Raw genomic sequence first — 12697 nt, 5'->3', positions numbered from 1 at the left:
GCTCCTAGAACTGGAAGGCCGCGCCGGCCTGCACCATCCGCGCCTTGAACGGCGCGAGGTTGCGGCTGCCGCTGCCGAACAGGGTCCACGCGCCGCGCTGGCGGTAATCCTCCAGCTTCAGGTCGACCGTCCAGCGGCCGATCTGCTTGGCCACCTTGAGTCCCAAGGTGCGGCCGCCGTATGCGGACAGGCGCTGCTCCTCGGTGAAATACGCCGCACCCGTCGGCGGATTGGTGGGAAAGGGATCGCGCGTGGCGTCGTGCTCGACGTAGAAGTCGGCCGCGGTCTGGGTGTACAGCCGGACCGCCGGCGTCAGTTTCCACCCGCCGCCGAGCGGCTGCACGTATTCGGCATCGGCGGTGTGCGCGCGGATGCCGAAGGTGTCGCGGTAGAAGCGGTACGACAGCCGGCTGGTGCCGCCGGTGCGCGCCACATTGTGATTCCAGCGCAGCAGCAGGGTTTCGTGGTCGCGCTTGCGCGGGCGGCGATCGAATACTTTGTAGGGATCGGAGAAGTAGCCGCGCCCGTGCGAGTAGCCCAGCATCGCCTGCACGATGTCGCGCTGGGTCAGGATCCGGGTCACGCCGCCGGACAATTCCCAGGTGCGCTTGCGTTCGTCGTGCACGATGTGGTTGACCGGATCGATGGTGTCGTTCATGAAGTCGGCGCCAACGTTCCAGGTGGTGTTCTTGTCTTCGCTTTCGAGCGCCGCGCCGCCCGACACGCCGCGCGACACATAGTCGTGTTCTTGCGAATAGGTCAGGCCAAGGTCGAGCGTCAGCTTGTCGCTATAGTGCGTGAGTCCGGCCGCGCTGCCGTGGCGCTTGTCCTCCAGCTTGGCCAGCGCCTCGGTATGGAAGCGCGGCGAGGCGCCCGAGATGGTGTCGATCACGTGCGAGGCGTTGAACGACCAGTTGCCGGCGAACGGCGTCACCAGCTCGATGGCGGGCGCGGTCACGCGGATGCGGTCGGCGCCGGGCTGGCTGTCCCGGTAGTCCAGGTATTTGAAGGCGATGGTGGCGGCGTCCGGCGCGGCTTCGGCCAGCGCGGCGGCGGGGGCGGACAGGGCCAGGGCGGCGCCCAGCAGGCGCGATGCGGTAGAGGTCATGTGGGCTTCGCCTTTCAGTAGCAGCCGCAGCCGCCGCCATTGGCGCCGCTGCCGCCGGACGCGCCTTCGCGGCTGACGTACACGTGCTCGTTGAACGCCTGTTCGAGGCGGTCGCCCGCGAGGCTCATCTCGGGCTTGGCCAGCACACCCTTCTGCCAGGGCTGGACCGGTTCGACCGTGGTGCAGCCGGCCATGGCTGCCAGCAGCAAGATACTGAAGGCCCGCTTCATTGCTGCCCTCCGAGCGCCTGTTCGACCGCGCGCTCAAGCTGCTCGCGCGAGCCGTTGTTGAAACCCGTGTGCATCGAGATGACCTTGCCGTCGCGGCCAATCAGGAAGCTGCTCGGCATGCCCTTGATGGCAAACTCCTTGGCCGCCTCGCCTTTCGGGTCGTAGGCGATGCGAAAGCGCGCCGGCACCTGCTTGAGGAACTGGAGCGCGTCGTCATGCGCGGTGTCGACGTTGATGGCGACGATCGCCAGGCCCTTGTCCGCGTACTTCGACTGGATCGTGTTCATCCACGGGAAGGATTGCTTGCAAGGGCCGCACCAGGAAGCCCAGAAGTCGAGATAGACCACCTTGCCGCGGTAAGCATCGAGGTGGAATTCGCCGCCGTCGGCCGGCAGCACGACGGCCGGGGCCGCACTGCCGGGTTGCACGGCGAGCGCCGGGGCGCCGCAGGCGAAAAGGCTTGCCGCGAGCAAGGAAGTGAAGCGACGCATGTGATCCCCTCTATTGAACCAACTGTCATCAACAACGAAAAACTTGCAGCGGCGCACGATCACACACCACGATAACCGTTAATACGGTCCGGGGCATGAGATGTTCAAAAAAGAGCAACTGTTCCTGTGAAATTTTTTTACTGGTCCGAAAATCGCCGCCAAACACCGTTGAGGCGCTCGAATTTCAGGCCGCTTCGAGCAGCCGCAGCGCCTGCTGGCGTGCAGCGGCCCGCAAGGACGCGCGCAGCGCCGGATCATCGGTAGTTCGCGCCAGGACCATTCCTCCCACGCACACGGCAACGATCGCCTGTGCCCGCTGCTCGCGGTCCGACTGCCCTTCCATCGCGTGAAGGTAGACTTGGGTCAGATTGCGGATCAGCTGGGTGTACGCCTTCTGCGGCGACAGCCCGGCGCGGGCGACGTCGCCCGGCAGGGCATAGAGCGGGCACTGCGACTCGATGTCGGCCAATACCTCGTCGCACAGGTACACGTCGATGAGGCTGCGCGCCAGGCGCTGCGGTTCTGCGATGGCGTCGCGCGCCAGCCGCTCGCGGAACGGATTGCAGCTGGTAAAACTGGACACCGACGCGGCGTACAACTCGTCCTTGCTGCCGAAATGGCTGTAGAAGCCGCCCCGGGTCAGGCCGGCCTCCGCCATGATGCGGTCGATCGACACCTGTTCGAAGCCATACCGGTTGAATAGCTTGCGCGCCGAGTGGACGATGCGTTCGCGCGTGCGCGCCTTGTGCTCACTGGTGTAGGGCATATCCGTCTCCTTCGCGCACATGATGGGCGAATTCATAATATGTTCTTGAACATATTATGCGCCTGGATATGCTCCCGTCATCACACAACGAGGAGATGACCATGTACACCTTGACTACCTTCCGCTGGGTTCCCCCGTTTGTCGTCGGCTACGTGCGCGACCTGCGCGTGCGCTGGGCGCTGGAGGAAGCCGGCCTGCCCTACCAGCTGCGCCTGATCGGCCCGGAGGACCAGCCGACACCGGCCTACCGCCAGCAACAGCCGTTCGGCCAGATCCCGGTGCTGCAGGACGGCGCGCAAACGCTGTTCGAATCCGGTGCGATCCTGCTCCACCTCGGCGCCAGCTCGGAGGCGCTGCTGCCGTCCGATGCCGGGGGACGCACCCATGCGACGGAATGGGCGTTCGCGGCGCTCAATTCGGTCGAGCCGCACGTCGCGAACCTGGCCGAACTGGATGCCTTCGCACAGGGCGAGGCCTGGGCAATCGAGCGCCGCCCGGCGCTGGAAGAAATGGCGCTCAAGCGCCTCGCCGCCCTCGACACGTGGCTCGCTGGCCGCGACTACCTGAGCGGCCGCTTTACGGTCGCGGATATCTTGATGACGTCCGTGCTTCGCCTGCTCGACGACAGCGGTCTGGTCACGCGCTTTCCGGCGCTCAGCGCCTACGTGGCTCGATGCACGGCGCGGCCGGCCTTCAAGAAGGCGCTGGCGGACCAGGTGGCGCTGTACGCGCCGGCGCAAGCCACGGCCTGAATCCGGTCAGACGCCGTAGCGCGTGCGGTAGGCCGCGACCTTGTCCTTGAACTGGGCCAGCGCCGGATCGCCGGCGTGGGCCGACAGGTAGCCGAACAGGTCGTCGAGGTTGGCGATGGAGATCACCGGCATGCCGAATTCCTTCGACACTTCCTGCACCGCCGAACTGGCCGACAGCGCGCCGTCCTTGCCCGAGCGCTCCATGCGGTCGAGCGCGATCAGCACGGCGGCCGGCTCGGCGCCCGCGGCGCGGATCATGTCGACCGACTCGCGCACCGAGGTGCCGGCCGAGATCACGTCATCGACGATGACGACCTTGCCCTGCAGCTTGGCGCCGACGATGGTGCCGCCCTCGCCGTGGTCCTTGGCTTCCTTGCGGTTGTAGGCGTAGGAGGTGTTGCGGCCCTTGGCGGCCAGCGCCACCGCGGTGGCCGAGGCCAGGGTGATGCCCTTGTACGCGGGACCGAACAGCATGTCGAATTCGAGCCCCGAATCGATCAGGGTCTGGGCATAGAACTGCGCCAGCTGGCCCAGGGTGGCGCCATCGTGGAACAGGCCCGCGTTGAAGAAGTACGGCGACTGGCGGCCGGCCTTGGTGGTAAATTCGCCGAATTTCAGCACTCCCGCCGAGACCGAAAACGCGATAAACTCTTGACGCAAGTTGTTCACGATAACCCCAAAAATAAACGACGGGCTGTATTGTAATCCGCGGCCGGGTTCGGCGCACGCACCGCCCTCGCTCACCTCTTATTCTTCATGCCACGCATTATCTCCGCCAACCTGAACGGCATCCGCTCCGCACACAAGAAGGGCTTCTTCAACTGGATGGGCAAGCAGGACGCCGATTTCATCTGCGTCCAGGAGCTGAAAGCCCAGGAAGCCGACATGACCGAGGAATTCCTCGCGCCGCATGGCTACCACGGCCATTTCCACTACGCCGAGAAAAAGGGCTATTCGGGCACCGGCGTCTACAGCCGCAGCAAGCCGGACGCCGTGCGCATCGGCTTCGGCAGCGTCGAATTCGACGCCGAGGGCCGCTATACCCGCTGCGACGTCGGCAACCTGACCGTGATTTCGGTGTACTGCCCGTCCGGCTCGTCGTCGCCGGAGCGCCAGGAAGCCAAGTTCCGCTTCATGGAGGTGTTCCTGCCGCACCTGGTCGAGCTGAAGGCCGAGGGCCGCGAAGTGGTGGTCTGCGGCGACTGGAACATCGCGCACAAGGAAATCGACCTGAAGAACTGGAAGGGCAACCTGAAGAATTCAGGCTTCCTGCCGGAAGAGCGCGCGTGGATGACCCGCATCTTCGATGAACTGGGCCTGGTGGACGTGCACCGCGGCCTGGACCAGCGCCCCGAGCAGTACACCTGGTGGAGCAACCGCGGCCAGGCCTACGCGAAGAACGTCGGGTGGCGCATCGACTACCACGTCGCCACCCCGGGCATCGCGGCCCACGCGAAGACGGTCTCGGTCTACAAGGACGAGCGCTTCTCGGACCACGCCCCGCTGATCATCGACTATCACGCGCCGGCCTGAGGCCAGGCTTCAGCGTTCGCCGGAATAGCAGAGGGTCTGGCCGCACTGCCCGCAGACCAGGGCGCGGGCATCGCCGCGGCTGCTCAGGTTGCGCGGCTGGACCTGGGCGGCGCCGCAGAAGCGGCAGCTGAGGTCGTCACGCGCATGCTCGGGAAACTGGCTGCAGTACCAGTCCAGCCCGTAGGAGCGCCACACCGCGCGCTCACCGCGCTGGCGCAGCCCGATCAGGATGAAGCCGGCCACGATCACCAGCGGAACGGCGCCGAACGCGCCCCACATGGCGCCGATGAAGGCTTGCTGCACGGCCGGCGCATCGGCCGCCCCGGCCAGGAACCAGAGGCAGCCGACCACGGCGCCGATCGGGATCAGCCAGAATGGATGGGGAATGCGCGCCAGGCCCGGCGGCATGGTATGGCTCGGTACAGTCATCACGTCCCTTTCTTGCGAAAAGCTAAGATTGACCTTACTAAAGAGTCAACATAGCAGGACTTCGCGGCCGGCGCAACGCCGATCGATGCTGCAAGCGCACAGTCCGCACGCCCCCACTGCGGGGGGATTCGGGGGCTGGCGTCTTTCCTGAAAACAATTTCCGCGATTTAATTGCAACTTAGTCAGCCCGAGCATGGGCGTCTGTTGCATTCCTGCTCTCTCGTGATGCAAAAAAGCAAAAAAAGCCGACCGCAGCCCGATCGCGCGGCGGTTTGTTGCTAACATCCCAAGCTCTGGCATTTCCAAATTGCAAAAACCGCTGTACAGGCCACGACCATGAGCTATCTCCCTCCCGTCCTCACCGGCTCCTCGATTTCCGGCACCGCCGGCCACATGGTCATCGACCTGACTTTCGACCAGCCGGTCCAGGCGGGCAGCGGCAGCATCATTGTCACCGATGGCGCGCTGCAGACCGTGATCGACCGCGCATCCGGGCTGCCGACTACGCGCATCGTGGGCGCCACCCAGACCTACCAGGTTCCGCTCAGCATGGTCAGCTTCAACGGCAACACGGCCGAGGTCGCGGTGGATGGCCTCAGCGCCGGCCACGGCTACCGCGTGTTCATCCTGCCCGGCGCGCTGCAGGCCAACGGCCAGCCGTTCGCGGGCGTGACCAATGCGGCGCGCCTGGCCTTCGTCACCCCGCCGGCGGCCGACACCACGCCGCCCGCGCTGCTGCAGATGAGCATGGACAAGTACGCGCTCAGCACCGGCAAGAGCGCCCTGCTGACGATGACCTTCTCCGAATCGGTCAGCATCGACCCGACCGCGCTGGCGGGCGCGAACGTGAGCGTCAGCGGCCTCGCATCGAGCGACGGCGGCATCACCTGGCACGCCACCGTGACCGCCAACCCGGGCGTCGACGCCACCATCGGCAGCCTGGCGCTGGATATGCAGAAGGTGGTCGACCACGCCAACAACAAGGGCATCGGTTCCAGTTCCCTTTCCTACTCGGTCGACACCAAGGCGCCCACCGTCAGCGCGATCCTGCTGGCCGGGACCAGCCCGGTGCTGTCGTCCGACGCCACTGTGACCGTCACCTTCTCCGAGAAGGTCGACCTGACCGCCGCCGTGTCGCCGGTGATCGTCGCGCCGCACGCGACGGTGAGCGGCCTGCACACCATCGACGGCGGCATCACCTGGGTGGCGAGCCTGGTCCCGCAAAGCGGCACCATCGCCACCGGCAACCAGCTGTACGTCGACCTCGGACAGGTGCGCGACCTCGCCGGCAACCCGGGCGCTGGCGTCGCCAACGCCGGCACCACCTACATCGTCGATACGCAGGGGCCCGGCTTCAAGGACCTGTCGCTGAACGGCGCGATCCTGAGCCAGGGCCGCACGGTCGACGTGACCATCCACATGCAGCAGGCGCTTTCCGTGTTCGACAGCGCCGCGCTCAAGGCCCCCCACGCGACCGTCGAGAACGTGCACACCACCGACGACGGCCACACCTGGGTCGCGACCCTGCGCGGCAACGCAGGCGCCTCGATCAGCGACAACACCCTGTCGCTCGACATGAGCCTGGTGCGCGACACCAACGGCGTGGCCGGTTCAGGCATCATCGACACACCGAACGCCTACCGCGTCGACACGGTGGCGCCGACAGCGACCCTGGCCCTGGCGGGCGCCAAGGTCTCGGCGCAGAGCAGCGTGACCGTCACGATCACCTTCTCGGAAACGATGCAGTCGCTCGATCCGGGCGCGATCAAGGCGCCCAACGCGGCGGTGGTGGACCTGGCCAGCACCGACGGCGGCCGCACCTGGGTCGCCAAGCTGGTGCCGACCACGCAGAGCGGCACCGCCAGCGGCAACACGGTCACGCTGGACATGAGCATGGTGCGCGACCTGGCCGGCAACGCCGGCGCGGGCAACGTCATGTCGAGCACCACCTACGGCGTCGACACCCAGCCGCCGACCGCCGGCGCGATCGCGCTCAGCGACAGCCACGTCACCACCACCACCGGGCCGACGCTGAGCGTCACTTTCTCGGAGGCGGTAAACCTCGACGCCACCGCCTTCATCCTGCCGCACGCGAAGCTGACCAACCTGCACAGCGGCGACGGCGGCATCACCTGGAGCGGCACCGTGCTGGCCGACGGCAGCGGCAACGCGATCGGTAATACTGTTTCCCTCGATTTGGGCAAGGTGACCGACTTGTACGGCAATGCCGGCAACGGCACGGTCGCATCCGGCAGCTACGACGTGCAGGTGACGGCGCCCACCGCCACCCTCACCCTGGGCGGCAACCAGGTGACCAAGCAAACCGTCGTCAGCGTGACCGTGGTGTTCTCGCAGGCGGTCACCGGCCTTACCGCCGCGGCTTTCTCGACCCAGGCGGACATCGTGCTGTCGGGCCTGAACAGCAGCGATGGCGGCAAGACCTGGACCGGCACGCTGTCGACCAGCGCCAACATCCAGGCCGTGAACAATGTGTTCTCGCTCGACCTGAGCAAGGTGCACGACGTGTTCGGCAATGTCGGCAGCGGCACCGTAAGCGCGTCGACCACCTACAACATCGACACGGCGCCGCCGGCCGCGACGCTCGCACTGAGCAGCGCGCACCTGACGCCGTCCGCGGGCGCCACGCTGACGGTGACCTTCACCGAAGCGGTCAAGGCGCTCGATCCCACATGGTTCTCCACGCCGCACGCGCTGCTGTCGAACCTGACCACCAGCGACAACAAGACCTGGACCGGCACCCTGGCCGCTACCGCCGGCGGCGACTCCAGCGGCAACCAGATCACCCTCGACATGAGCAAGGTGGCTGACCTGGCCGGCAACAGCGGCGCCGGCAGCACCATCGCGCCGACCAGCTACGACGTCACCCATCCGCCGACGCAGAGCGTGACCCTGGCGCTCGACCAGGCGTCGCTCGCGAATGGCAACCAGATCGTCGTGACCATGCATTTCAACCTGGCGGTGCCGATCCTCGATCCCAACGCCATCACCGCGCCGAATGCGGTGATGACGGACCTGCGCACCATCGACAACGGCTTCACATGGGCGGTGACGCTGGCGCCGCAATCCGGCGGTGCGGTGGTCGCGCCCACCAATGCCGTGAGCGTCGACCTGAGCAAGCTTGTGGACAGCAGCGGCATGCCCGGCAGCGGCATCGTCCAGTCGCCAAACTATGCCGTCGACACCACGGTCGCAGCTTACGTAAAGACCATCATCGCGGTCGACGATAACGGGCCGTCGATGTTTGACCTTGTCACCAACGACGCCATGGCGTCCTTGGGCGGGATCCTGAGCGCCGTGCCTGGCGAAAAGCAGCACGTCGAACTGACCATCGATGGCAAGGCTGCGGGCCCCGTTTACTTTTCAGGCACCAGCTGGGCCTATCCGCAGCCCACCAGTGCCCCGCTGGCCGATGGCGTCCATACGATCAGCGTGCGCATCGTCGACGATGCCGGCCACGCCAGCAGCCAGTTGACCCAGTCCCTGACCATCGATACGGTGGCGCCGCACGTCACCGGCACGTCGATCGTGGGCGGCACGTCGACGGTTCCGGGCACGGTCGACGTGACCCAGCCGCTGACCATCAGTTTTTCGGAAGCGATGTACTGGCATGGCGTGCCGACGCGCGACCTTGAAACGAGCCAAACGGTTTACCGCGATATCGACAACGCGGTCAAGCTGTCCGACAGCCAGGGCCACAGCTACATGGTGTACATCGACCAGCGCAACCTGTCGGCCGACGGCAAGACGCTGACCCTGCCGGCCGGCGACCTGCACCTGGTCGCCGGGGGCACTTATAACGTGGGCCTGCCACAGGCGCTGACGGACCAAGCCGGGAACATGCCGGATACGGCCGGGTTCTCCTTCCAGACGAGCCAGTCCTATGTCGACACCTCCGCGCCGTTCGCACTGGTCGCCCAAGTCACCAACCAGATGGGCGAATACGGCATCGGCCACGTCATCCAGATTGCGGTGCGCTTCAACGAACCGGTCCAGCTCAAATCCGGCGCCACCGTGCCTGTGCTGGCGCTGAACAACGGCACCCATGCCGTCCTGGCCGGCGCAAGTTTCGACAACCGGACGCTCTATTTCGACTACAAGATCAGCACCGGCGATGCGCAGCCGGACAATATGTATCAGTTGCTCGACCTGAAGGATGCGAGCAGCCTGGCTGGGGCGGTTACCGACCTGGCGGGCAACGCGCTGGACGCCAGCCACATCCAGTTCACCGGGCTGACCAATCCGCTCTCTCCCATTCCCGGCAGCGGCATCAGCATCGACGCCACGCCGCCGGCCGTGCTCGCGGCGCCGCTGCTCGATCCCGCGTCCGACAGCGGCGTCAAAGGCGATTCCATCACCAACCTGCCGGTCCTCACCGGCAGCGGCGCCGAGGCGAATGCGTGGATCAGCCTCTACGACGTCTCCAACAACTCGCCGATGTATCTCGGCGACGTGCAGGCCGACGCAAGCGGCAACTGGAAATTCACGAACCCGCTGCACATCGATGGCAGCTACAAACTCGCCGTGACCCAGCAGGATGAAGCCGGCAACGAAAGCCCGATGTCGGGCACGCTCTCGCTGGTGCTGGACACCGTCGCCGCGGGGCCGAACGACATCCACGTCGCCAACTCCTACAGCCCGATCAACCTGATCAGCGCGATCGCGACGCCGACGCTGACCGGCAATGGCATGGAAGCCGGCGCCACGATCAAGCTGTACGAGGGCAGTACGTTGCTGGGTTCCGGCGTCGTCAATTCTTCCGGCGTATGGTCGATCACGACCGGCACGCTGAGCGAAGGCACGCATTCGATCTCGCTGACCCAGACCGACATCGCCGGCAACGTCGGCTTCTCGCCCGGCTTTCCGCTGGTGATCGACCTGACCACGCCGGCCCAGCTGGCGGCGCCGGTGCTGGACCCGGGCAGCGATTCCGGCGTGCTCAAGGACCTCATCACCAATGTCAAGCAGCCGCTGGTGACCGGCACCGGCGCGGAGGCGAACGCCAAGATCGAACTGTACGAAGGCGATCTGCTCCTCGGCAGTGCCACCAGCGATGCGTCGGGCAATTGGCAGGTCAAGCCGAATGCCGATCACGCACTGGCCGACGGCGGCGTGCACGCGCTCACCGTGCGGCAGATCGATTCGGCGGGTAATGTCGGCGCCAGGTCGGCGGCGCTCAGCATCACGATCGACACGATCGCCCCGACCGTCGCAGGATTTACGTCAACCGTCCCACTCGGGACGAATTTCGAAATCTGGTTTTCCGAGCCGGTGAGGCATGACAGCCTGACCGGTTACGCATCTGTCTTCGACAACTTCACGGGAGCGCTGTTCAAGCCACTGCTTAACAACCCTGACTCGTGGTCCGACAACGTGACGCGCGATGGACATGCGAGCTCGGTCTGGCACTTTACGCCAACAAATTCCGGATGGGTCGAGCTGACGCTGACAGGGGTGCAGGATGCGGCTGGCAATGTGGCGACCATACCGATCGCTCATTACAACATCAACGCTCCCCAGCTGGCGTTCTACCTGCAGCCGCAAGCGATCCTTTAAGGCCAGTCCAGGCTCCGCTCGCTGGCGAACTCGCGCGGTTCGCCGGTGAGCGGATCGTCGAACGCGATCGAGCGCGCCAGCAGCTGCAGCGGCGCGCTGAAATCGTCGCCCTTGCACGGCAGCGCGACCGGATAGAAGGCATCGTTGAGGATCGGCGCGCCGAGTGATGCCATGTGCAGCCGCAGCTGGTGCTTGCGGCCCGTGTGCGGATGCAGTCGGTAGCGCACCACGTCGCCGCGCCGCTCGATCAGCTCGACCAGCGTTTCGGAATTCGGCTCGCCCGCTTCTTCCTTCATGACGAAGAACTTCTCGCCGTCGACCATCCGGCTGCGGTACGTGAAGGGGAAGCTACGCCCTTCGATCGGCCCGGCCAGCGCCTCGTACACCTTGCGGATCGCGCGCTTCTGGAACAGCGACTGGTATTTGCCGCGCGTGGCCGGATTGTGCGAGAAGATCACGACGCCCGCAGTCTCGCGGTCGAGCCGGTGGATGGGCGTCAGGTGCGGCAGATCGTACTGGCGCTTCAAGCGCACCAGCAGGGTCTCGTGCAGGAAGCGTCCGGTCGGGATCGTGGGCAGGAAGTGCGGCTTGTCCGCCACCAGCAAGTGCTCGTCCTGGTAGATGACGGATTCCGCGAACGGGATCGGCGTCTCGGGTTCGTCGAGTTCGCGGTAGTACCAGATGCGCATGCCCTGCCGCACGTGACTGTCGGCGCCGAGCGGCGCGCCCTGCGCATCGACCACTTCGCCGCGCGCCAGCCGCGCCGCCCAGCTCTCGCTCGACACGTCCGGAAAGCGCTCGGCGAGAAAGCGCAGCATGCCGCCAGCCAGCGTCTCGGTGATCCACAGGTAGCTTGGCGCGACGCCGTTCTTGATCGGCAGCGGCACCCGGGCATTCGCTTCGGCCTGGTGGCCGGGCCTAACGAACCGTGACATTGCCGGAATAAGGCGGCAGCTTGTCCGCAGTCGTGCCCTTGGTGCGGGCGTACAGCGGCAGCAGCACGTTCATGTGATTGTCGATCTGCTGGATACGCTCATCGCCGAGCGGGTGGGTCGACAGCAGCTCGATCGGCGAACGCTGGTTCAGCTCAGCCATCTTGCGCCACAACGCGATGCCGGCGCGCGGATCGAAGCCCGCGCGCGACGCCACGTCCAGCCCGACGAGGTCCGCTTCGCGCTCGTCGTCGCGCGAGAATTTCAGGACCAGCAGCTGGCCGGCCGTGTTGGTGACAGAGTTGGTCAGGCTCGGGTCTATTCCCAGCCATGCCGACAAGGCTGCGCCGCCAAGCTTCGCTCCAACCGAAGTCAAGGTGGTCTTGCCGTTCTGTTCAAGGCCATGCTCGCGCAAAGCGTGCGCGATCTCGTGGCCCATCACGGCGGCGATCTCGTCGTCGGTGAGTTTGAGCTTGTCGATGATCCCGGTATAGAAGGCGATGCGGCCGCCCGGCATGCAGAAGGCGTTCACCTCATCCGATTGCAGCAAATTGACCTGCCACTTCCAGTCCTTGGCGCCGGCATTCCAGCGCGGCGCGAACGGGATCAGCCGCGCGGCGATGGCGCGCAGGCGCCGCAGGCGCGGATCCTGCTCCGGCACCAGCGCGCCCTGCTGGCTCGCTTTCTGCAACAGGCCCGTGTACTGCAGGGCCGACTGCTGGTTCAGCGCCTGTTCGGAAGTGAAGTAGCGCCATACCTTGTTCATCGGGCGCAGGGTGATGCCGTCCTGCACCACGACGTCCTTTTGCGGCGCGGCCGGCGCGATGCCGGCCTGGGAACCCAGCGCCAGCAGCAGGACCAGGCTTGCGAGGCGTTTCATGG

General features: G+C 65.9%; 11 protein-coding genes. 3 read left to right on the top strand and 8 right to left on the bottom strand.

All coding sequences use genetic code 11. The features are described from left to right. Positions 1-4: 4 nt before the first annotated feature. The 4 genes from NX778_RS22470 to NX778_RS22455 form a co-directional block, all read right to left on the bottom strand. A complete protein-coding gene (locus NX778_RS22470) occupies positions 5-1108 on the bottom strand; it encodes a DUF3570 domain-containing protein (protein WP_258814038.1) in 1104 nt (367 codons plus the stop codon). 14 nt (positions 1109-1122) lie between these two features. After that, on the bottom strand, positions 1123-1338 hold the full coding sequence (locus NX778_RS22465) for a DUF4266 domain-containing protein (protein ID WP_258814037.1): 216 nt from the start codon (positions 1336-1338) through the stop codon (positions 1123-1125). Beyond that, positions 1335-1829: a TlpA family protein disulfide reductase gene (locus tag NX778_RS22460; RefSeq protein WP_258814036.1), complete on the bottom strand. Its 495-nt coding sequence runs from the start codon at positions 1827-1829 to the stop codon at positions 1335-1337. Before NX778_RS22460 ends, NX778_RS22465 begins: the two co-directional genes overlap by 4 nt. Positions 1830-2013: 184 nt before the next feature. Continuing rightward, on the bottom strand, positions 2014-2595 hold the full coding sequence (locus NX778_RS22455) for a TetR/AcrR family transcriptional regulator (protein ID WP_258814035.1): 582 nt from the start codon (positions 2593-2595) through the stop codon (positions 2014-2016). A 101-nt stretch (positions 2596-2696) separates the two neighbouring features. On the opposite strand from NX778_RS22455, the gene NX778_RS22450 reads away from it, so the two are divergent. Continuing rightward, on the top strand, positions 2697-3347 hold the full coding sequence (locus NX778_RS22450) for a glutathione S-transferase family protein (RefSeq protein WP_258814034.1): 651 nt from the start codon (positions 2697-2699) through the stop codon (positions 3345-3347). Positions 3348-3353: 6 nt separating this feature from the next. Here the strand turns inward: NX778_RS22450 and pyrE are convergent, their stop codons facing one another. Further along, positions 3354-4016, bottom strand: coding sequence for an orotate phosphoribosyltransferase (gene pyrE, locus NX778_RS22445; RefSeq protein WP_258814033.1), 663 nt, complete (start codon positions 4014-4016; stop codon positions 3354-3356). 87 nt (positions 4017-4103) lie between these two features. On the opposite strand from pyrE, the gene NX778_RS22440 reads away from it, so the two are divergent. Further along, positions 4104-4880 (top strand): exodeoxyribonuclease III, encoded by a 777-nt coding sequence (locus NX778_RS22440; RefSeq protein WP_258814032.1) that lies wholly within the window; start codon positions 4104-4106, stop codon positions 4878-4880. 9 nt (positions 4881-4889) lie between these two features. On the opposite strand, the gene NX778_RS22435 is transcribed toward NX778_RS22440, so the two are convergent. Then, positions 4890-5312, bottom strand: coding sequence for a hypothetical protein (locus NX778_RS22435; RefSeq protein ID WP_258814031.1), 423 nt, complete (start codon positions 5310-5312; stop codon positions 4890-4892). Positions 5313-5645: 333 nt separating this feature from the next. Here NX778_RS22435 and NX778_RS22430 point away from each other — a divergent pair, with 333 nt between their 5' ends. Further along, complete coding sequence (locus tag NX778_RS22430; RefSeq protein WP_258814030.1) at positions 5646-10883, top strand: Ig-like domain-containing protein; 5238 nt, start codon at positions 5646-5648, stop codon at positions 10881-10883. Here the strand turns inward: NX778_RS22430 and NX778_RS22425 are convergent. Continuing rightward, positions 10880-11818 carry an RluA family pseudouridine synthase gene (locus NX778_RS22425; RefSeq protein ID WP_258814029.1) on the bottom strand — a complete coding sequence of 313 codons (939 nt, stop codon included), beginning with the start codon at positions 11816-11818 and terminating at the stop codon, positions 10880-10882. The two genes, NX778_RS22430 and NX778_RS22425, sit on opposite strands and share 4 nt — an antisense overlap. Then, on the bottom strand, positions 11802-12695 hold the full coding sequence (locus NX778_RS22420) for a M48 family metallopeptidase (RefSeq protein ID WP_258814028.1): 894 nt from the start codon (positions 12693-12695) through the stop codon (positions 11802-11804). The genes NX778_RS22425 and NX778_RS22420 overlap by 17 nt, the downstream gene beginning before the upstream one ends. Positions 12696-12697: the final 2 nt, after the last annotated feature.

Source organism: Massilia terrae (genome assembly GCF_024753145.1).
Lineage (GTDB): Bacteria > Pseudomonadota > Gammaproteobacteria > Burkholderiales > Burkholderiaceae_D > Telluria > Telluria terrae.
Note: the sequence above shows the minus strand (reverse complement) of the source record. Positions and strands in the feature narration are given on the sequence as shown.

What these genes read in the sequence shown, in the direction of transcription:
- NX778_RS22470 (WP_258814038.1), bottom strand. Translation starts at nt 1,108, where the DNA reads ATGACCTCTACCGCATCGCGCCTGCTGGGCGCCGCCCTGGCCCTGTCC.
- NX778_RS22465 (WP_258814037.1), bottom strand. Translation starts at nt 1,338, where the DNA reads ATGAAGCGGGCCTTCAGTATCTTGCTGCTGGCAGCCATGGCCGGCTGC.
- NX778_RS22460 (WP_258814036.1), bottom strand. Translation starts at nt 1,829, where the DNA reads ATGCGTCGCTTCACTTCCTTGCTCGCGGCAAGCCTTTTCGCCTGCGGC.
- NX778_RS22455 (WP_258814035.1), bottom strand. Translation starts at nt 2,595, where the DNA reads ATGCCCTACACCAGTGAGCACAAGGCGCGCACGCGCGAACGCATCGTC.
- NX778_RS22450 (WP_258814034.1), top strand. Translation starts at nt 2,697, where the DNA reads ATGTACACCTTGACTACCTTCCGCTGGGTTCCCCCGTTTGTCGTCGGC.
- NX778_RS22440 (WP_258814032.1), top strand. Translation starts at nt 4,104, where the DNA reads ATGCCACGCATTATCTCCGCCAACCTGAACGGCATCCGCTCCGCACAC.
- NX778_RS22430 (WP_258814030.1), top strand. Translation starts at nt 5,646, where the DNA reads ATGAGCTATCTCCCTCCCGTCCTCACCGGCTCCTCGATTTCCGGCACC.
- NX778_RS22425 (WP_258814029.1), bottom strand. Translation starts at nt 11,818, where the DNA reads ATGTCACGGTTCGTTAGGCCCGGCCACCAGGCCGAAGCGAATGCCCGG.
- NX778_RS22420 (WP_258814028.1), bottom strand. Translation starts at nt 12,695, where the DNA reads ATGAAACGCCTCGCAAGCCTGGTCCTGCTGCTGGCGCTGGGTTCCCAG.